The sequence below is a fragment of the Granulicella arctica genome, assembly GCF_025685605.1.
Lineage (GTDB): Bacteria > Acidobacteriota > Terriglobia > Terriglobales > Acidobacteriaceae > Edaphobacter > Edaphobacter arcticus.
Map to the genome: position 1 here is coordinate 2,908,421 of NZ_JAGTUT010000001.1, position 18,959 is coordinate 2,927,379.

The 18,959-nt window shown below is 56.8% G+C and carries 17 protein-coding genes; 12 read left to right on the plus strand and 5 right to left on the minus strand.

Going from position 1 to position 18,959, the window contains the following annotated elements; all coding sequences use genetic code 11:
- Positions 1 to 15 precede the first annotated feature (15 nt).
- Complete coding sequence (locus OHL20_RS12395) at positions 16 to 1,962, minus strand: alpha-L-arabinofuranosidase C-terminal domain-containing protein (protein WP_263383488.1); 1,947 nt, start codon at positions 1,960 to 1,962, stop codon at positions 16 to 18.
- 277 nt (positions 1,963 to 2,239) lie between these two features.
- Here OHL20_RS12395 and OHL20_RS12400 point away from each other — a divergent pair, with 277 nt between their 5' ends.
- Both OHL20_RS12400 and OHL20_RS12405 read left to right on the plus strand, forming a co-directional pair.
- Positions 2,240 to 2,659 carry a Fur family transcriptional regulator gene (locus OHL20_RS12400; protein WP_263383489.1) on the plus strand — a complete coding sequence of 140 codons (420 nt, stop codon included), beginning with the start codon at positions 2,240 to 2,242 and terminating at the stop codon, positions 2,657 to 2,659.
- 29 nt (positions 2,660 to 2,688) lie between these two features.
- Positions 2,689 to 4,212, plus strand: a complete 1,524-nt coding sequence (locus OHL20_RS12405; RefSeq protein WP_317890958.1) for a catalase — start codon at positions 2,689 to 2,691, stop codon at positions 4,210 to 4,212.
- Between the two features lie 56 nt (positions 4,213 to 4,268).
- Here OHL20_RS12405 and OHL20_RS12410 read toward each other — a convergent pair whose 3' ends face one another.
- A complete protein-coding gene (locus tag OHL20_RS12410; RefSeq protein ID WP_263383490.1) occupies positions 4,269 to 5,366 on the minus strand; it encodes a M20/M25/M40 family metallo-hydrolase in 1,098 nt (365 codons plus the stop codon).
- 87 nt (positions 5,367 to 5,453) lie between these two features.
- Here OHL20_RS12410 and OHL20_RS12415 point away from each other — a divergent pair, with 87 nt between their 5' ends.
- Both OHL20_RS12415 and OHL20_RS12420 read left to right on the plus strand, forming a co-directional pair.
- Positions 5,454 to 6,641, plus strand: coding sequence for a lactonase family protein (locus tag OHL20_RS12415; protein WP_263383491.1), 1,188 nt, complete (start codon positions 5,454 to 5,456; stop codon positions 6,639 to 6,641).
- 265 nt (positions 6,642 to 6,906) lie between these two features.
- A complete protein-coding gene (locus OHL20_RS12420; RefSeq protein ID WP_263383492.1) occupies positions 6,907 to 7,953 on the plus strand; it encodes an SH3 domain-containing protein in 1,047 nt (348 codons plus the stop codon).
- Here OHL20_RS12420 and OHL20_RS12425 read toward each other — a convergent pair whose 3' ends face one another.
- Positions 7,954 to 8,562 carry a hypothetical protein gene (locus tag OHL20_RS12425; RefSeq protein ID WP_263383493.1) on the minus strand — a complete coding sequence of 203 codons (609 nt, stop codon included), beginning with the start codon at positions 8,560 to 8,562 and terminating at the stop codon, positions 7,954 to 7,956.
- Positions 8,563 to 8,632: 70 nt separating this feature from the next.
- The gene (locus OHL20_RS12430) at positions 8,633 to 9,835 is read right to left on the minus strand and encodes a DegT/DnrJ/EryC1/StrS family aminotransferase (protein ID WP_317890959.1); all 1,203 of its coding nucleotides are present in this window, start codon (positions 9,833 to 9,835) and stop codon (positions 8,633 to 8,635) included.
- 277 nt (positions 9,836 to 10,112) lie between these two features.
- Here OHL20_RS12430 and hfq point away from each other — a divergent pair, with 277 nt between their 5' ends.
- The 8 genes from hfq (at position 10,113) to atpC (ending at position 17,207) form a co-directional block, all read left to right on the plus strand.
- Positions 10,113 to 10,454, plus strand: coding sequence for an RNA chaperone Hfq (gene hfq, locus OHL20_RS12435; RefSeq protein ID WP_263383494.1), 342 nt, complete (start codon positions 10,113 to 10,115; stop codon positions 10,452 to 10,454).
- Positions 10,455 to 10,877: 423 nt separating this feature from the next.
- Positions 10,878 to 11,291, plus strand: a complete 414-nt coding sequence (locus OHL20_RS12440; protein WP_263383495.1) for an ATP synthase F0 subunit B — start codon at positions 10,878 to 10,880, stop codon at positions 11,289 to 11,291.
- On the plus strand, positions 11,288 to 12,013 hold the full coding sequence (locus OHL20_RS12445) for a F0F1 ATP synthase subunit B family protein (RefSeq protein ID WP_263383496.1): 726 nt from the start codon (positions 11,288 to 11,290) through the stop codon (positions 12,011 to 12,013). The genes OHL20_RS12440 and OHL20_RS12445 overlap by 4 nt, the downstream gene beginning before the upstream one ends.
- The gene (atpH, locus tag OHL20_RS12450; protein WP_263383497.1) at positions 12,013 to 12,552 is read left to right on the plus strand and encodes an ATP synthase F1 subunit delta; all 540 of its coding nucleotides are present in this window, start codon (positions 12,013 to 12,015) and stop codon (positions 12,550 to 12,552) included. Before OHL20_RS12445 ends, atpH begins: the two co-directional genes overlap by 1 nt.
- Before the next feature lie 53 nt (positions 12,553 to 12,605).
- Positions 12,606 to 14,201, plus strand: coding sequence for a F0F1 ATP synthase subunit alpha (gene atpA, locus OHL20_RS12455; protein ID WP_263383498.1), 1,596 nt, complete (start codon positions 12,606 to 12,608; stop codon positions 14,199 to 14,201).
- 3 nt (positions 14,202 to 14,204) lie between these two features.
- The gene (locus OHL20_RS12460; protein ID WP_263383499.1) at positions 14,205 to 15,296 is read left to right on the plus strand and encodes a F0F1 ATP synthase subunit gamma; all 1,092 of its coding nucleotides are present in this window, start codon (positions 14,205 to 14,207) and stop codon (positions 15,294 to 15,296) included.
- 26 nt (positions 15,297 to 15,322) lie between these two features.
- A complete protein-coding gene (gene atpD, locus OHL20_RS12465; protein ID WP_263383500.1) occupies positions 15,323 to 16,768 on the plus strand; it encodes a F0F1 ATP synthase subunit beta in 1,446 nt (481 codons plus the stop codon).
- 4 nt (positions 16,769 to 16,772) lie between these two features.
- Positions 16,773 to 17,207, plus strand: coding sequence for an ATP synthase F1 subunit epsilon (gene atpC, locus OHL20_RS12470; RefSeq protein ID WP_263383501.1), 435 nt, complete (start codon positions 16,773 to 16,775; stop codon positions 17,205 to 17,207).
- Positions 17,208 to 17,267: 60 nt separating this feature from the next.
- On the opposite strand, the gene aroE is transcribed toward atpC, so the two are convergent.
- Positions 17,268 to 18,860 (minus strand): shikimate dehydrogenase, encoded by a 1,593-nt coding sequence (gene aroE / locus OHL20_RS12475; protein ID WP_263383503.1) that lies wholly within the window; start codon positions 18,858 to 18,860, stop codon positions 17,268 to 17,270.
- Positions 18,861 to 18,959 lie beyond the last annotated feature (99 nt).

Below are 18,959 nucleotides of genomic sequence, written 5' to 3' on the forward strand. Positions count from 1 at the left end.
TTTTCGCTTAGCGGACTACTTCGTCTTCAACACCAACACCTGCACGGAGTAGGCCGGAACGACGTGATCGAACTTCGGTCCGGCGACCTTCAAAGACGACTTCACCGGAGCGATTCGCTTCGGTGCTGTCAGGGTGTTGGTCTCTGCGAGGTTTGTGCCGGTCAGGGAGATGAGCGTACCCGTTTTGTCGATGCTTCCGGCTCCGCTCAGGTCGACTGAGACCGGCTGTGGGGTGGACGAGGCGTTTACCAGCTTCAGGTAGACCGTACCGGCATCCCTGGTGACTGAGTAGAAGAAGCGGCTGCCGCCGCCGGTTACGGTTGAGGTGGGGACTTCGGTACCGAGATACTCCGCGAACATGGCCTGGGCGTAGTAGCTTGGCGCGCCGTAGCTGGTCATGGCGTCGTAGCCGATGAGGTCGGACTCCCACTGCATGCCGCCGGGGTTAACGTTGACGAAGAGCGGCGCGTAGGAGGCCATGACGACGAGGTCGCTGTTGCGCTCCATGCCGGTCATCCATGCGGCGTCGCCGAGGGCTGCGCCCATGTTGGTGGTAGGGGAGCCTTCACGCGTGGCCCATTCGCCTACGAAGATCTTGGGGCCGTTGCGGTCGATGGTGTCGTAGTGTTTGACGTCGTCGAAGAACTCGTCTGCACGCTTGTAGTAGTGATCGTCCAGAACGTCTGGCTTCATGCGCTTCAGGGGAGCGGTTGCGATGAGTTCAAGCTGGGGATACCTGGCCTTGATAGCCTTGTAGAACTGCGCGTAGCGGCCCTCGTAGCTGCCTGACTTGTCGAACCAGTCTTCGTTGCCGATCTCGACGTACTTCACCGGGAAGGGAGCGGGGTGGCCGAGTTTGGCACGGACGGCTCCCCACTTGGTGGAGGTGTCGCCGGTGGTGAACTCGATCTCGTCGAGCGCGTCCTCAACATACGGTGTGAGGGCTGGACCGGGGTGGATGTGGTCGCCCTTGAGGGAGTAGCCCGCGTAGACGGCGAGGACCGTCTGGATCTTCAGGTCTTCCGTCCACTCCATAAACTCGAGCAGACCCATACCGTCGGAGGAGAGATAGTTCCAGGGGCTGCGATGGGCGGGGCGATCGACCATAGGGCCGATGGTGTTCTTCCAGTCGAAGCGCTCATCGATGAAGTCGCCTTCGAGGTAGTTGCCGCCGGGTAGCCGCAGGAACGTCGGGTGCATGCCCGCCATCATCTCCATCAGGTCGGTGCGGTTGCCATTCTCACGATTCTTGTAGGTGGGCGGGAACAGCGAGACCATGTTGAGGTAGAGCTTGCCAGCGTGGCCTACCGTGAGCAGCAGGTGGTTCTCGGCGGAGGCTTCGAGCTTTCCGGCTGTCAGGGTGAACTCGTACCGCTTCCACTCCGTCGAGACTGAAGGGACGGTGGCCATCGCGACGGACTTGCCGGAGTTGTCGCTGACCAGAGAGATGCTTACCGGGCCCATGTCTCCGGAGTCAGCCTTCGCGTAGAACGATCCCTTGTAGGTTGTGCCGGGTCGGACTGCCATTCCCCAGTAGCCTTCATTGCGAACGCCTGCCTGGTTTGTCGAGTCGGCCTGTTTGACGGTGATCTCGAGGCTCGTCGGCAGGGCGTCGCTCGGTCCCTGCGTCTGATCGATGGCCATGGTGGCTTCAGAGCTTCCAAAGTGTTCGATGTTCCAGTGCGCTACGCCGCCGAAGCCGTGGTCCTGGAAGGTCCGATTGCGCACCATCTCCGCGTACAGGCCGCCGTCGTAGGAGTAGTTGATCTCTTCCGTCATCAGGCCGTAGAGCGTGGGGCTGACGGCGTGGGCAGGTTTGTCCAGCTGGATACTAAGCTGTGCCGCCGGTGCTTGTGCCTGGCCTGTACCGGTCTGCGCTGCTAAGCACAGGGCTATTCCAGAAATCATCGTTCGCGCGGCTGATATGCCCGACCGCGGAATTTTCATGGCAGTACTCTTCATTGCTTCTCCGCCTTCATCCATTAAGAGGTCTAATTCGGGGTTTGATCCGGTTTGGATTGCTGTCAATCTTCAGACAGAGACCTTTGTGAATACGTTTACCGGATCGCACACGTTTATTGCAGTCCAGCATACCCGATTGGTCTGATACTTAACTCGCTGCAGTCAAAATGGAGTTTTGCAGAAGATTGTGGTGACTATCTGAGCATCGAGATTACTGTGGATAACTATAGCTACCAAACGATAACTATTATTGCCTGAGAAGGAATACACTAGCGTAGTGCAGACGACCAAGGCCAAGCCGTTCCGTGATTTGTGTTCTGAACACGGAATTACTGCAACTCATCAGCGTCAAGTGCTGTATGAGGTGATGCAGGGGATGGAAGGGCATCCCAGCCCGGAAGAGGTATATGCACGCGTTCGCGAGCAGATTCCCTCGATCTCTTTGGCGACTGTCTACAAAAACATCCATCTCTTCGTCGAGAGCGGAGTTCTGCGTGAGGTGAGCCTGCATCATGGCACCGTCCGCGTGGAGATGAACGAATGGGCACATCACCACCTGGTGTGCTCGAAGTGCAAGAGCATCTCCGACATTGGCGAACAGGAGTTGAATCTAGCGCCTGTGCGGAGCACGTTGAATGGCTTTCTGGTGGAGCGGTATGCGGTGGACGTCATCGGTATCTGCCCCAAATGTCAATGAGTCGCAATCGGTAGCAAAAGGAGAGAAAGATGGCAGAGATCAAACAAGATGGATCGAACGGCCCCGCGCACGGCGATGGATTTATGACCTCGGACGCAGGCCGTCCGGTTGGAGATAACCAAAACTCCATGACCGTCGGACCGCGTGGTCCGATCGTCGGTGACGACTTCCTGCTCTTTGAGAAGATGGCTCACTTCAACCGTGAGCGCATTCCGGAGCGTGTCGTCCATGCCAAGGGCTCAGGCGCTTTTGGTACCTTCACCTGCACCAACCCGGCTATGGGTAAGTACACGACGGCCAAGCTTTTTGAGGCAGTTGGCAAGAAGACGCCGCTGCTTATCCGCTTCTCCACCGTTGGCGGCGAGAAGGGTTCGGCTGATACCGAGCGCGACCCGCGGGGCTTCTCGATCAAGTTCTACACGGAAGAGGGCAATTGGGACATGGTCGGCAACAACACGCCGGTCTTCTTTGTTCGCGATCCGTTGAAGTTCGGCGATTTCATCCACACGCAGAAGCGTGATCCCCAGACCAACCTGAAGTCGCCGACGATGATGTGGGACTTCTGGTCGCTCTCTCCTGAGAGCCTGCACCAGGTCACGATCCTGATGTCCGACCGTGGTACCCCCAAGGGCTATCGGTTCATGAATGGTTATAGCTCGCACACCTTCTCGCTAATCAACGACAAGAACGAGCTTTTCTACGTCAAATGGCACTTCAAGACGAAGCAGGGAATCAAGAACTTCATGGCGGAGGAGGCAGACCAGATGCGTGCCACCGATATGGACTACTCGCAACGTGACCTGTTCGGTTCTATCGATAAGGGCGAGTTTCCCAAGTGGAGTGTGAAGGTCCAGGTGATGACCGAGGCTGAGTCGAAGACGTATCACATCAACCCCTTCGATCTCACCAAGGTGTGGCCGCATGCCGATTACCCGCTGATCGATGTCGGCGAGATGGAACTGAACCGCAACCCGAAGAACTACTTTGCCGAGATCGAGCAGGCTGCCTTTGAGCCGCGCAACGTGGTCCCGGGAATGGGTTTCTCGCCGGACAAGATGCTGCAGGCGCGCCTGATCAGCTACCCGGATGCACATCGCTATCGCCTTGGCGGTAACTACCAGTCGCTTCCGGTCAATGCTCCACAGTGCCCGTACGCAACGTATAACCGTGACGGCACGATGGCGCTTGGGGACAATGGTGGCAGCTCACCGAACTACGAGCCCAACAGCTTTGGCGGGCCGAAGCAGAATCCTCGCTACACAGAGCGTAAGGTCACCCTGGACTCGGCTACGGTCGGTCGCTGGGATCACCGTGAGCATGACGGGGATTACTACACGCAGGCGGGCAATCTGTTCCGCATGATGAAGCCCGACGAACAGCAGAGACTCTTCTCGAACATCTCTGGTTCGCTGAGCCAGGTCGAGAAGCGCATTCAGGACCTGCAGGTTGGTCACTTTTACAAGTGCGATCCACAGTATGGCGAGGGCGTGGCGAAGGCCATTGGCCGCGACATCAAGGAGATCGTTGCGGAGAAGGAACTGGTACCCGCATAGCCTGATGCAGTCTGTTGCGCGAGGAGGGCGGCCCGAGGGGTCGCCCTCCTTTTTGTCTATTGAGTGGGTTTGGGAGTCGTGGCTCGGGGCTGTCTGGCTTCGGGCCTTCCGCCTGGGGTCCATTGTGGCTTGAAGTTGGAATCTGCCAGCCAGCGGACTGGCTCCGCCATCGAGGCAATGGCGTTGATCATGTGGTTGAAGTCGATGGTCTTCAACTCGTCAGAGGGGTGATGGTAGTCCGTATGGAGTCCGAAGCTTGAAACGGTATGAGCGACGACGCCTTTGAGGGCCAGGGCGAAGTTATCGGAGCGCTGGAAGAACTCCTCCCTTGGGTGTGGATCGTTGACGAGATGCGCTCCGTGTTTTGCCAATTCAGAGCCGAGGTTGGAGCGGTCGAAACCTGTCAGCCAGAGGGTTCCGGTGGGAACGGCCGGATCGGGGCGGCCGATCATTTCGAACTCGAGATTAGCCACAATGCTTGTGAGTGGGACGGGTGGATGTTCGAGGAAGGCCCTGTTCCCGTAGCCGCCGATCTCCTCGGAGCCGAAGAGGACGAAGAGGATGGTACGAGCCGGGCGAGGTCCGTTGGCAAGCAGGTGCGCCAGGGTGAGGACAGCGGTCGTTCCTGAGGCATCGTCGTCGGCTCCGTTGTAGATCAGGTCGGCGGTTGGCTTTGCGGGATCCAGTCTGGCCATGCCGAGGTGATCGAGATGTGCGGTGAGCAGGATGACCTCTTCGGGCCTGGTCGTTCCGCGCAAGAGGCCGATGGCGTTCCAGGTCTCTTTGCGCGGGGTGTCTTCGAAGGTAGAGAGACGCTTCTGCAGGCGCTCTGAGATGGCTTCGGGAAGTACGTTTTTCTGGAGGAACGTGCCGTGATCACCACCGGGTTCCAGGCCCAGGGTCTGGAACTGCGATGCTGCAAAGAGAGCGGCAATGTGCTCGTCGCGTGTGGCTGATCCTCGACCGTGCATCTCGTCATCGGCAAGGAAGTCCATGTCGGCGTGGACGGCACGTTCCAATGCGGGGCGATCAGGTGAAGGTGCCTTTTGGCTTGAGAGCGAGTCGAAGGATTGTGACAGCAGCTTCGGTGCGACAAAGAACATGACTGTGACCGCAGCAAGGGCCGCGATGCGTCGGATACTGGAATAAGGCATTTGGCAGATTATAGATGCTCACTGGTGAGCATCGACGGATGTTTTGGGTGCCGAGTTGCTGCGAAGATAGTACGAGAGGATTTGGCAATGCCTGGACGAACGAGGTCGGAGTTGCAGTTGGCTGGAGCAGTCGTGGCGGCAGTGTTGGTGCTTTTGACTGGGTGCGGCGGCGGCTTCTTTCCTCCGCTGACGACGGGCACTGGCGGGACCGGAACTGGAACGGGCACGTCGACGGGCGACTTCGTTTATGTTGCGAACTCAACGACGGGTACGATTGCTGGTTATTCCGTCGCGACTACAACAGCAGGTGCCGGGACTTTGACCGCTGTCTCGGGTTCACCCTACAGCCTTGCACTGCCACCGACCGCGATGGCGATCACGCCGAGTAACAGCTTCTTGTATTTATCAGAGCTAGGCGGGATCTATGCATATTCGATTAATGCAACGACAGGGGTGCTGACCACTGTAAGCTCCGGCGGCGCATTGGCAACCACGAACTTTGGTTCAGTATCGCTGGACATCTCGCCGGATGGTCAATGGCTTTTTGCGCTGAGCCAGGACAGCGCGACCTTGCAGGAGTATCAGATCAACGCGACTACGGGAGCGCTGGCCGCGATAGCGACTCCTACGTATGTTGGTGTGGGTGGTACGCAGGCTGTGGCGAAGATGGTTAAGGTCGCTCCGAGCGGCGCCTATGTCTTTCTCGCTCTTGGAACCGGTGGGGATATTGTTTATCCGTTCAATACGACAACCGGTGCGCTGAACATTACGACATTTCAACAGCTTTCGACGGGATCGACCACGACGAGCGATAACGCGCTTGCGATCGACAGCAATACGACTTTCCTCTACCTTGCACGAAGCGGCGGAAGCACTGGCCTTGCGGTGTTCGCTATCGGGTCGAACGGGGGGCTTAGCTCCGTGGCCGGCTCGCCGTTTGCGGCTGGCGGTGGACCCTTCTCGGTGCTTCTGGATAGCACTGGGAAGTACGCTTATACCGGGAATCGCACTGACGGCACCATCTCCGGCTTCTCGATTGGGACTGGAGGCGTCCTGACGGCGCTGAGTGGTTCCCCATTTGCAACCGGCAGCACGGTGGCGTCTCTGGCACGCGACAAGAGCGCGAAGTACATTCTGGCTGCGGCCAGCGCTGGGAATCCCGACCTGACCATGTATAGCTTCGATGCCACGGTGTTGGGAAAGCTGGACTCTGCTGCTACGGTAGCGACCGGAACTGATCCCACGGGAGCAATTCAGGTTGTTGCCACTCATTGAACAGTGAGTTTGCAGGGCCGCCAGGAACGATGCGACGTACTATAGAGGCATGGATTGCAGTACGCAGAGCCGCATCGAAGAGTCTGTTTCAAGCAATTTTTGCCCTGAAATGTCGTTTGCAAAGGCTCGCAAGAGTCGTCGGCCCAGGCTATTCGGGTTAGCGATTTTTTGCTTGCTGTCTGTGGAAGGATGCGCGCGTTTTCGCACCAAACTCTCTGACAACTACGTGTATGTCACGGCGAAATCGACGTTTCTCCGCGATCGCGTGGCCGCTGTTTCTAACAGAACCGGCACAGTCAACAATGGCGACCGGCTGAAGGTGTTGGAGCATGGTCGCCGCTTTCTTCGTGTGCAAACCGAGAAGGGCGAACTTGGCTGGATTGATGAGAAGGTGGTCGCCACCCAGGATGTTTTCGACGGGTTCGCTGAGGTCAAGAAGGCTCATCAAGGCGATCCGGCGGTCGCTTCGGCAGTCGTACGGGATGAGGTGTACATGCACCTCAAACCAGGGCGAGATACGGATAAACTTTTTCGTCTGGCTGAAGGAGAGAAACTCCAGCTGCTCTCGCGGGCGACCTTGCAGAAGGCCAATAGTGGTCCCCCGATGCGGGCGCGCGCTACGGCCGCACCGGTTGCTACCACTCCTGCCAAGCCTGCGGCAGTCCTTGCGAAAGGCGCTACGGGAGCTAAGGCTGATGAGGCGCCACTGCCACCTCCGATGGAGGACTGGTGGCTGGTTCGCGACTCGCAGGGCCATACGGGCTGGCTCCTGAGCAGGATGATGGATGTGGATGCACCGGACTCCCTGACGCGCTATTCCGAAGGGCAGCGGATTGTGGGGGCCTACATCCTGAACAAGGTGAACGATCCCGACGCACCGCAGGATGACAAGAATATTCCGCAGTACGTGGCTGTGATGAGTCCGTACAAAGCAGGTCTACCGTATGACTTCGATCAGGTTCGGCTGTTTATATGGAATGTAAAGAAGCATCGGTATGAGACCGGATTTCGCGAGAAGAACGTCGAAGGCTATCTGCCGATTGAGATCGCCGAGATCAAGGATCCCACGGAGAAGGGGACGTTGGGGATGATGACGCTGCCCGCCTTCCGCTATCGCGTGCTAAGTGCCGATTCGGCGGCTGTTGTGCCGGATGCAGCTACCGGTGCGATCTCACCGGGAAAGACCTTTGTGAAGACGTACAGGCTGGAAGGGAACATCACGCACCGTGTGCTCGGCGCTGGGGAGATCCCCCCGGAAGAGGCTCATCCGGTGCCTCCCGATGAGAAGAAAAAAGGGAAGCACCGGCGGTAGCTATTTCGAAGGAAGGCGGAAGACGATGCCGGTCGCGAAGGTGATCATCCCCGAACTCGGCGGGAGCGGAGTTCCGCTGTTGACGGTACCGCTGCTGACCGTCTGGACCGACGAGTAGCCAACCTCAACGACTCGAAAGTCAACGAGGCGTCCCAGGGGGTAGTCGATGCCCACTTGTGCGCCGTACTGCGGCTTACTGACGTAGAGAGGATTGTGGGCAGCTTTGGTTCCGCCTACGCCTCCGTTTACCGCGAAATAAGGCTTGAACGGCAGGCTAACTGGTTTGAAGGCGACGCGAGCGCCGACTAGAAAACTGTTCATTTGAGCGCCGCCGCCACGCAGCAGGTTCGCGCGTGCATCCAGCCCAACGTCGAATCGACTTGCGTGCAGGAGGTCGTCATAAACGCCGACTCCAAAACCCTCGAAGAAGGCTGAGGTTGCATTCGGTCCTAGAAAGGCAAAAACCGAACTATCCGGCGTGGAGTTGCTGATGCGGGCTGCCATCGGCGTCAGATAGATGCCAATATCCTGTTTGGTTTGGGTTTGGGCCTGGGCCACACCGGCGGCCATGGCCAAGCCGGTACATACTGCGAGCAAACGCAATTTCATGAATAGGGTTCCTGACTCGTGCGCTCTGTTAGAAACAACAGTTTCACCAAGTCTACCGGAACTCACTCGCTTACTCCGACTTCGTCGTCACATCTGCGGGCCGCGCATAAAAGTTGGCGATGGCTTCCACGATCGTTCTCTGCTCGTCGTCGCGGAGTTCGGGGTACATGGGCAGCGCCAGAACCTCCTCCGCCGCCCGCTCTGTATGCGGGAAGTCTCCTTGTTTGTAGCCAAGGTACGCGAGACTTTCCTGAAGATGCAGGGGCAGGGGGTAGTAAATCTCTGTACCAATCTGCGCATTGGAGAGATGCAGCCGTAGTGCATCTCTGCGGGGAACGCGTATCACGTACTGGTGGAAGACGTGGGACGCCCGCCGGTCCGTAATGGGGAGAACGATACCATCGGTCACGCTGGGGGCCGCGAGACCGGCCTCCTGGAAGAGCTGGTCGTAGAGTGTGGCACGATCGCGGCGCTGTTGATTCCACTGCGGCAGATAGCGAAGCTTGACCTCGAGGACGGCAGCCTGAAGGGTGTCCAGCCGCGAATTACCGCCAATCTCGTCGTGGAAGTAGCGGCGGCGCATTCCATGAGCGCGGAGCATCGTGACCCGTTCGGCGAGTTCGTCGCTCGCCGTGGTGACCAGCCCTGCGTCGCCGAATGCGCTGAGATTCTTGGTGGGATAGAAGCTGAAGGCGGCTGCATCGCCGAGTGCGCCGGCAGGAATTCCGTTCCAGGTAGCACCAAAGGCCTGAGCCGCATCCTCAATGAGGAGCAGGCCATGCTGCTGCTGGAAGGCGGTAAAGGCGTCCCAGTCAGCGCACTGACCGTAGAGGTGGACCGGCATGATCGCCTTTACGTTGGCTCCGGCGGGGGAATCGAAGATCGCCGCCACGGAAGTCGGGGACAGGTTGAAGGTCTTCGGATCGATATCGGCAAAGATTGGCGTGGCACCACAACGAATGATCGAGCTTGCCGTAGCGAAGAAGCTGAAGGGGGTCGTGATTACCGCATCGCCGGGACCGATGCGGGCAGCGTCCATCGCCAGCCAGAGAGCGTCAGTGCCACTCGCGCAACCAAGGGCGTGTGGTGAATCGCAGGCGAGGGCGACGGCTCGTTCAAACCTGGCAACCTGCGGGCCGAGGATGAACCGTTGCGAGGCGCAAACCTCTTCGATGACTGCAAGAACCTCTTCCCGAATGATGGAGTACTGGCGGGAGAAGTCCAGCATGGCGATGGGCAGGGAAGGAGCGGATTGCAGTAAGTCAGCGGCCACACCCATATCGTATCGCGATCAGCAGCGTGCTGTACGAGTACCCTTTGGCCCCTTCATCCGTCCTAATTTATGGATATGCACGCAGATTGGGTTGTAAGTTTCGAAACATACTCGTATCGTTGGCAAACCTGAACTCGTGGGCGACATCTATCTGAAAAGATAGTTTCTCGTCAACGAATCTTTCCTTGGGACTATTTCGTCCCTGAACTGTTGACCTGTGTCAGCCCCCAGGGCGCACAGACTTTGTACATGCTGCGACAAGAAGGAGATCGGCACTATGGAACCAAAGCCGGCACAGAATATCCAGGACACATTTCTCAATACTGTCCGTAAAGATAAAAGCCCGATAACGATCTACCTGGTGAGTGGGGTAAAGCTGACAGGCAAGATTCGCTCTTTCGATAAATATTCCGTATTGCTTGAGAACAACAGCCAGGAGCAGTTGATCTTCAAACATGCCATTTCGACGGTAGTAAGCGGACGCGCTGGCGCACATATCGAGCTGAAATCTGAAATGCGCTCCGACCGTGGAGAGGCTCGCCCATCGAGCGGACCTTCGGTGGCGGGATCCGTGTCGCAAACTCATGAACCTGTGACTCGAGAGTCCAGCGGCACCTAGCTCATTCGAGATGAAAATCTTCGATTGAGCACGGAATGCTGAGGATTTGGCTAAGCATCTACAGGCCCGCCTGACGGGGAGCGGAGGTGGTGTCCCCGGTCACGCGGCCTGTATGACCTAGATCACAAGGTCATGGTGTACCTCTAATTCTAGGCTCACGTTTCGCAAAGTCAACCTCTTTCATCAGGACCTGTGGCAGGGACTGACGAATAATCGCGTCCCAGGTTTGACACTGGTAGTTGGCTTTGCTAGAAATAGGAGTACCGCAAACCCAGCCAGCTCTCAAAGCTGCACGATTCGCAAAGAGCTGTAACTCTACCTAAACAGTAGACCTGTAAAGACTTCGAGAAGGCTCCTGCCACCCCTTTCATGGATGAGATACTGAAAAAACTTAGTGAACTTGTGCTTGGCTCCGTGCCGACTATGGTTCTGTTTATTCTGCTGGTAGCCGCTTACGGTCTATTGGTTCGTCGTCCTCTGGATAAAATTCTGGCTGAGCGCCGTGCCCGTACCGTTGGAGCCGTTGAGCAGGCGCGTGGAGCAATCTCCGCAGCAGAGGCTGAGACCGCGGTGTACGAAGACAAGCTGCGGGCTGCCAAATCCGAGATATTCCAAGTTCGTGACCAGAAATTGAAGCAATGGAATGCGGAGCGTGACCAGGCGCTGGGCGAAGTGCGTGCCTCCATGCAGGCCCGTATCCGAACTGCACGGCAAGAGATCGAGACGAGCACAGCAGCAGCCCGCCAGCAGATCGAAGGATTGAGCGCCGAACTGAGTATGCAGATCCTGCGGGCTGTGCTGCCAGCGGGCGTTGCCTCTACGGAGGCGCCACAGTGACCAAGGACCTGTTCAAGAAGATTTTCGCCAGCTTTCTCTTTGTCGCGCTTGCCCTGGCGCAGCAGACTCATGCTCTCGCCCAGGAAGCCAAGCAACCTTCGGGGGTAAGTGCGAGCGGGAATGGAAGCACGCCATCGGCGCAGTCTCCTGATGCGGAAAAGGGTGAAGAGGACGAGAATGCTGCGTATCTGAAATCACCGTCAGTCCGCGCGTTAGGTGCCAAGCTCGGTATGAATCCGGATCAGGCCGCCACGGCCTTTCAGGTTGCCAACTTTATCGTGTTGGCTGCCCTGCTTGGCTGGTTCCTTGCCAAAGCGTTACCGAAGACGTTTCGAAGTCGGAATACAGCCATCCAGAAGCACCTGGTCGACGCCCGTACGGCTACCGAAGAGGCGAATGCGCGGTTAGGCTCTGTAGAGGCGCGACTTGGCAAGCTGGACGGTCAAATCGCCGAGTTGCGGGCGCAGGCCGACAAAGATTCGAGCCTCGACGAGCAGCGTATCAAGGCGTCCGTTGAGGAAGAGAAGCAAAAGATTCTGGCCGCCGCGGAGCAGGAGATTGCCGCAGCGACGCTGCATGCACATCGCCAACTGCAGCAGTACGCAGCGGAGCTTGCAATCGAGCAGGCTGGCCACAAATTGATTATCAACGCTGAGACCGATCGATTGCTGATTCAGAGCTTCACGCAACGCCTGAGTAACGACAAGGGAGGGCAGAACTGATGGCAGTCTTTGCTCCTCGATATGCGCACGCGTTAGCCCAGGTCATTGATGCCAAGAAGCTTGACATTGCTGCGGCTCAGCAGCAGATGCGCGACTTCGCTGGCACACTTTCCGGCAGCTCCGATCTTCGCGAGGTGCTGCTCAATCCGTCTATCCCCCAAGATCAAAAGCTTCGGCTGCTTGACGCGATCGCTGGCCGGATGGGTATGTTCCGCGAGATCAGAAATTTTATCGCAGTCATTATGGACCACCATCGGCTCGCAGCATTTGATGAAATCATTGCTGAGTATGATTTGGTGGCTGACGAGGACTCGGGTATTGCCGAGGCCGAGATTACGAGCGCGCACCCTCTGCACAGCGACGACCGCGCCGCTCTTGAGGAGCAGGTGGCAAAGCTGGCGGGCGGACGAGTTCGGGCCAGCTACAGGGAAGATAGCTCACTCCTTGGCGGGGCGATCGTGCGAATCGGCTCTACGGTCTATGACGGCTCAGTGCTTGCTCAGCTACAGCAATTGAAAACACAACTCATCAACGCGTAATACGTTGCGTATAAGTATTCAGCACGAGAGAGATTCAGGTAAGAGATAAAAACATGGCACAGATCAATGCAAACGAGATAACCGAGCTGCTTCGCCAGCAAATAGATAACTTCGAGCAGCGTATTCAGGTTGATGAGGTGGGAACCGTCATTTCGCTTGGCGACGGTATTGCTCGCGTCCACGGCCTGGATAAAGTTATGGCTGGAGAGCTCATCGAGTTCCCGCATGGTGTGGCGGGTCTCGCCATGAACCTTGATGAGGATCAGGTTGGAGCCGTTCTACTCGGTGACTACACCGAAATCAAAGAAGGTGATCAGGTCAAGCGGACCGGGAAGATTATGTCCGTTCCCGTTGGCGAGGCACTCATCGGTCGGGTCGTGAATGCGCTGGGCGAGCCAATCGACGACAAGGGACCAATCAATACAGATCAGACGCTGCCTATCGAGCGACTGGCTCCGGGTGTCATTGATCGCCAGTCGGTGCGCGAACCAATGGCGACCGGCATCAAGGCGATCGACACGATGATCCCGATTGGCCGCGGTCAGCGCGAACTTCTGATTGGCGACCGCCAGACCGGTAAGACTGCGATTGCGCTTGATACGATCATCAACTCTGCCAAGAACAACCTGATCTGCATCTACTGCGCAATCGGGCAGAAGCGGTCTTCGGTTGCCCAGGTTGTACAGACGCTGGAATCCTACGGCGCAATGGCGTACACGATTGTAGTTGCTGCGACTGCGTCTGAGCCCGCACCGATGCAATACCTGGCTCCCTTCGCCGCGACGGCGATGGGCGAGTACTTCCGCGATAGCGGGAAGCATGCCCTGATCATCTACGACGATCTTTCAAAGCATGCTGCAAGCTATCGCGAGATTTCGCTACTTCTCCGCCGCCCACCAGGTCGCGAGGCTTATCCGGGTGACGTTTTCTACCTGCATTCGCGTCTTCTTGAGCGTTCGTCCAAGGTCAATGACAAGCTCGGTGGCGGTTCGCTGACCGCGCTGCCAATCATCGAGACGCAGGCGGGCGATGTGTCCGCGTACATTCCGACCAACGTTATTTCGATTACGGATGGCCAGATCTTCCTCGAGACGGATCTCTTCAATTCGGGCGTACGTCCCGCCGTCAACGTTGGACTGTCGGTTTCGCGTGTAGGTTTCTCAGCTGCGACAAAGGCGACCAAGCAAGTCGGTTCAACGCTCAAGTTGGACCTTGCACAATATCGAGAACTCGCAGCCTTCTCGCAGTTCGGCTCCGATCTTGACAAGGTCACGCTCCAACAGTTGAACCGTGGACAGCGACTGACTGAGTTGCTCAAGCAGCCGCAATTTCAGCCTCTTTCCGCGGAGAAGCAGGTTGCCATTCTGTTCGCCGGTGTAAACGGTCTGCTCGACGACGTCGAGGTGAAGGATCTGCGGGCATTCGAAGATGGTTACTACAGCTATCTCGAGTCGGCACAGCCCGCGATCCTGACGGATATTGCTACCAAGAAGGCTTTGGACGACGATATCCGTGGTCGCCTCACTACAGCCATCAAGGACTTTAAGCAGAGTTTCTTGGCATCCTTGAAGGATAAGGCTGAGGCGGATAAGAAGGACTCCACTGCATCGCAGACTACCCCAGCAAACGCAACGGTGGGTAACAAGTAGCCTATGGCAAACGTTCTCGATCTACGGCGCCGCATTCGCAGTGTGAAGAACACGCGGCAGATTACGAAGGCGATGAAGATGGTCTCGGCGGCTAAATTGCGCCGGGCTCAAGAACGTGCCATGCAGGCTCGGCCTTACGCGCAGATGCTGTTGAATGTGCTGGAGTCTCTGGTGCGCCGCACCGATATCTACAATGAAGAGACGGGGGAGATCCTTCATCCCTTGCTGCTCGAGCGTGAAGAGAAGAGCGTTCTCGTCATCGTGATTGCTGGCGATAAAGGATTCGCCGGTGGTTTCAATTCGAACATCGGTAAGGCCGCGCAGAAGTTTATCAATACTCGCACCGGCGAGGGCGAGAACGTGGATCTGGAGCCGGTTGGTAAGAAGGCGATTGCGCTTTACAGGAAGAAGATTCCTGCGGCTAGCTACGAGAAGACTGAGCAGCACTACGATAACGATCTCTCGACTCACTACGATACGATTCGCCATCGTGCCGCCCAGGTTGAAGTGGTTGCAGAACACACTGATCTGCTGCTGAAGACAGACTTCGAGGCCGTCGGCAAGATGGCGCGATCGATCATTGAGCGCTACGAGCGCGCCGAGATCGATTCCGTCTACATCGTCTACAACGAGTTCAAGTCAGTTATTTCGCAGCGCGTTGTCGTGGAAAAACTTCTGCCGATTCGTAAGCTTGGATCACAGGAGATCGCCTCAGCAGAAGAGATGACTGAAGAGCAGCGCGATGCCGCAGCCCGGGCCGCGCAGTCTGAAGGCATCAGTGTGCATGAACCGGACAAGGTAGAGATGGAAGAGGAAGCAAAGAAGTTCGGTACGGCTGACGTTGATTACATCTTTGACCAGTCGCCCGAGGAGCTTTTCGCCCACCTTATGCCGCGGTATGTGACCACACAAATCTTTCATGCTCTGCTCGAGAGTGTGGCGTCAGAGCATGCAGCGCGCATGACGGCAACAGATGCAGCGACCAAGAACGCCGGGGACCTGATTGACTCCCTCAGCCTGACGATGAATCGTGTACGCCAGGCGGCGATTACCAAGGAGATCATCGAAATTGTAAGTGGTGCAGCCGCTCTCTAAGCGGTGTACCAGAGAGATAGAAGACTATGGCAGACGAGAATATTGGAAAAGTAATTTCGGTCAGCGGCCCGGCCGTCGACGTTCAATTTGAGGAAGCAAAGATGCCGCCGATCTTCCAGGCGCTTCGCATTGTCAGCGAGGGTTTCGTCGTGCCTCAGCCGCTTGACATCGTCGTTGAGGTGCAGCAGCATCTCGGCGAGGGTCGTGTGCGTTGCATCGCCATGGTGGCGACCGAGGGCATGGTCCGCGGCATGAAGGCGATCGACACTGGCAGCGGCATCACGGTGCCGGTCGGCCGGGAGACGCTGGGCCGGGTACTCAATGTTCTTGGCCAGCCAGTCGACGAACTCGGCCCAGTCAATGCCAAGGTGCATATGCCCATTCACCGGCAGGCGCCAGCGTTTGACGAGCAATCGACTTCTGAAGAGATGTTCGAGACCGGCATTAAGGTCATCGACCTTGTCCTGCCCTTTCTTAAGGGCGGCAAGATCGGCCTTTTCGGCGGAGCGGGAGTCGGGAAAACTGTCGTTATCCAAGAGTTGATCAACAACGTGGCTAGTCAACACGGCGGTTTTTCGGTGTTTGCGGGTGTTGGTGAGCGCACACGAGAAGGCAACGACCTCTGGCATGAATTTCAGGAGTCGGGCGTTATCGATGTCAATGACTTCAATAAGAGCAAAGCCGCACTGATTTATGGCCAGATGACCGAGCCCCCAGGGGCGCGTCTGCGGGTCGCTCTCACCGCTCTGACTGTTGCCGAGTATTTCCGGGACGAAGAGGGTGCGGACACGCTGTTGTTCATCGACAACATTTTCCGCTTCACGCAAGCGGGTTCAGAGGTTTCGACGCTGCTTGGCCGTATGCCGTCAGCCGTCGGATATCAGCCGAACCTTGCTACGGAGATGGGCGAACTGCAGGAGCGTATTACTTCTACCAAGAAGGGTTCCATCACGTCGGTTCAGGCTGTCTACGTTCCTGCGGATGACTTTACTGATCCCGCGCCAGCTACAACCTTTGCTCATCTCGATGCGACGATGTTGCTGTCGCGGCCCTTGTCAGAGCTCGGAATTTATCCGGCTGTGGATCCTTTGACCTCTACATCGCGCATCCTGTCGGCTCGCATTGTCGGCCAGGAGCATTACGATGTGGCTCAGGGTGTCAAGAAGATCCTTCAGCGCTACAAGGATCTTCAGGACATTATCGCGATTCTCGGCATTGATGAGCTTTCCGACGAGGATAAGACCACCGTCGCCCGTGCTCGCAAGGTTCAGCGCTTCTTGTCGCAGCCCTTCCATGTTGCTGAAATCTTTACGGGTATTCCTGGTGCCTACGTCAAGGTTGAGGATACGATTCGCAGCTTCAAGGAGATCATCGATGGCAAACACGATGCTATTCCTGAGCAGGCTTTCTACCTCAAGGGCGGGATTGAAGATGTACTCGCTGCAGCTGAGAAGATGAAGCAGACGGCATAATCACATGGCAGAAAATACAAACAGCTCGGGTACGCTGGCAGTTCGGTTGGTAACGCCTGACCGCGTCCTCATCGATACCACGGCGGACGCGGTAGAGTTGCCCTCAATGTCGGGTTACATGGAGGCGCTTTACGGACATGCGCCTTTGCTGGCGGAGTTGAGTGCAGGTGAGGTTAGGCTGCATGGGGGAGCTTCTGGTGAGCAGAAGTTTTTCGTCGCCTGGGGATTTGTCGAAGTGCTTCCCGAACGGGTTACCATCCTCGCTGAGACAGCGCTCAGGCCTGAAGAGATCGATCGCAATGAAGCTGAGCAGGAAGTCCAGCAAGCTGACAAGCTCTGGAGTGAAGCCGGCGATGACGGCCACAAGTACGATGATGCAAATGCGATGCGTCGAGAGGGTGAAGAGAAACTAGCTTCGGCTCAAGGCAAGAGCATTTAGGTGTCATAATCCCAAAGAGAAGACCCAGCCGAGGCTGGGTCTTCTCTTTGGGTGATCCACTTACTTCGCCTTTATCTTGAGCTTGACTGGTTTAGCAACAGACGCTTCCAGAGAAGTATCCGCCTGTTTGCGCAATGCGTGGAGGACGACACGCAGCATTTCTTCTTCCGGCGCGGGTTTGCCGGTCCATATCTCAAATTGGCGCGCACCCTGCTGAACGAACATTTCAACGCCGGTAATGATGGGAATATTTTGTTGCCGAGCCATCCGAAGAAGAGGCGTCTCGAGGGGGTTGTAGACGAGATCGAAGACCAGCTTGGTATTCAATTCTTTAGGCTCGAGTAAGGATGAGGCTTTCTGGCCAGCCATGCCGACGGAGGTCGCGTTAATGATGACGTCAAAGGTGGTTTTGGCAATCGCCTCCCGCTTGATCGTCTTTGCGCCGGATTGCTTCGCAACCTTCTGAGCGGTCTCCGGGGTGCGGTTCAGAATAAAGACATCGGCACCTTTGTCCCGCAGACCGAAGATAGCAGCGCGACCGACCCCTCCCGCTCCGAGAACAAGGACTTTTGCTCCTCTAAGGGATGAAATTCGCTTTTCAAGAGGGCGGATGACACCCGATACGTCGGTGTTGAAACCATAGAGTTTGCCGTCGGGTGCGCGAAGAATCGTGTTGCAAGCGCCAATTTTGGTTGATAGCGGATCCGTCTTCTCAAGAAAGGCCATGACCTCTTGCTTGAACGGCATGGTGACACTGATGCCCTGAATCGGTATCTCGTGAATCAGCTTCAGGAGATCTGGCAGTTTGGTGGCTTGTAGCGCCAAGTAAACGGCATTGACCGTCTCCCGACGAAATGCGCTGTTCAGCATGATGGGCGAAAGGGAGCTCTTGACTGGATTCCCGGCAACGCCGTAGATCTTCGTCGCTGCATCGATCTGATCGATTCGATAATGGTCGATCAGGCTGCGGGCATCGATCTGACCGGGGCCAGTCTCATCGCCTGAACTGGCTGAGGCAAAGGTGAATGCGCCGCCCGCCCGCAGGCCAAGCACGCGGGAGATGATTCCCGCGTCCCCCATGCAGATTCCAACTACATTTGCACTATCGCTTACTCGTTCAAGGAAGCGGATCAGGGTGACGTTATCGATAAGGGATTTGGCCGTTGGAACGATTTTGACGAAATCCGGCTCAAATACCTGGATTCGCGCAAAGACGCGGTCGAGATCTTTCGTCGAGTTGAAGTCGTGATGACTGATAAGAAGAGCCGCTCCGGCTTCACGCTGCTTCTGCAGCTCAGCTTTCTTCAATGCTTCTGCTGATTCGATTTCCAGATCGACAAGGTGAAAACCTGCTTCGGAGGCTTTGATCAGAACGTCGAGTTCGCCATTCAAGGTTCCGTCGAACTTGCCTCCGTTCGCGCTCCGGCGACAGGTCGCAATCGCGATTACCGCTGTGTTCTCGATAAAGAATTGCTTGAGCAGGGGTAGAGCGAGTAGCGGCTTATTGAGATAATCGAGTCGAAACTCCAGGAATGGAGTTTCTTTGATGACCGCCGTCGCTTTTTCGACCATTTCGGCGGGAGTTGTCCCCGTGATGGCAACACAAACCTTACTGATGCGCGAGCGCAGAAACTTGGCAGTTGTCGTGGTCATGTACTCTCTAAGGACGCAATCGCCGGATCACATCGACCGGTGCGTCAGGATGCAATTCTAGCTCAGATCGTGGAGAGTGAACGTCATACTCGCAATTGC

What these genes read in the sequence shown, in the direction of transcription:
- aroE (WP_263383503.1), bottom strand. Translation starts at nt 18,860, where the DNA reads ATGACCACGACAACTGCCAAGTTTCTGCGCTCGCGCATCAGTAAGGTT.
- atpD (WP_263383500.1), top strand. Translation starts at nt 15,323, where the DNA reads ATGGCAGACGAGAATATTGGAAAAGTAATTTCGGTCAGCGGCCCGGCC.
- atpA (WP_263383498.1), top strand. Translation starts at nt 12,606, where the DNA reads ATGGCACAGATCAATGCAAACGAGATAACCGAGCTGCTTCGCCAGCAA.
- OHL20_RS12440 (WP_263383495.1), top strand. Translation starts at nt 10,878, where the DNA reads ATGGTTCTGTTTATTCTGCTGGTAGCCGCTTACGGTCTATTGGTTCGT.
- OHL20_RS12415 (WP_263383491.1), top strand. Translation starts at nt 5,454, where the DNA reads ATGCCTGGACGAACGAGGTCGGAGTTGCAGTTGGCTGGAGCAGTCGTG.
- atpH (WP_263383497.1), top strand. Translation starts at nt 12,013, where the DNA reads ATGGCAGTCTTTGCTCCTCGATATGCGCACGCGTTAGCCCAGGTCATT.
- hfq (WP_263383494.1), top strand. Translation starts at nt 10,113, where the DNA reads ATGGAACCAAAGCCGGCACAGAATATCCAGGACACATTTCTCAATACT.
- OHL20_RS12460 (WP_263383499.1), top strand. Translation starts at nt 14,205, where the DNA reads ATGGCAAACGTTCTCGATCTACGGCGCCGCATTCGCAGTGTGAAGAAC.
- OHL20_RS12405 (WP_317890958.1), top strand. Translation starts at nt 2,689, where the DNA reads ATGGCAGAGATCAAACAAGATGGATCGAACGGCCCCGCGCACGGCGAT.
- atpC (WP_263383501.1), top strand. Translation starts at nt 16,773, where the DNA reads ATGGCAGAAAATACAAACAGCTCGGGTACGCTGGCAGTTCGGTTGGTA.
- OHL20_RS12425 (WP_263383493.1), bottom strand. Translation starts at nt 8,562, where the DNA reads ATGAAATTGCGTTTGCTCGCAGTATGTACCGGCTTGGCCATGGCCGCC.
- OHL20_RS12395 (WP_263383488.1), bottom strand. Translation starts at nt 1,962, where the DNA reads ATGAAGAGTACTGCCATGAAAATTCCGCGGTCGGGCATATCAGCCGCG.
- OHL20_RS12410 (WP_263383490.1), bottom strand. Translation starts at nt 5,366, where the DNA reads ATGCCTTATTCCAGTATCCGACGCATCGCGGCCCTTGCTGCGGTCACA.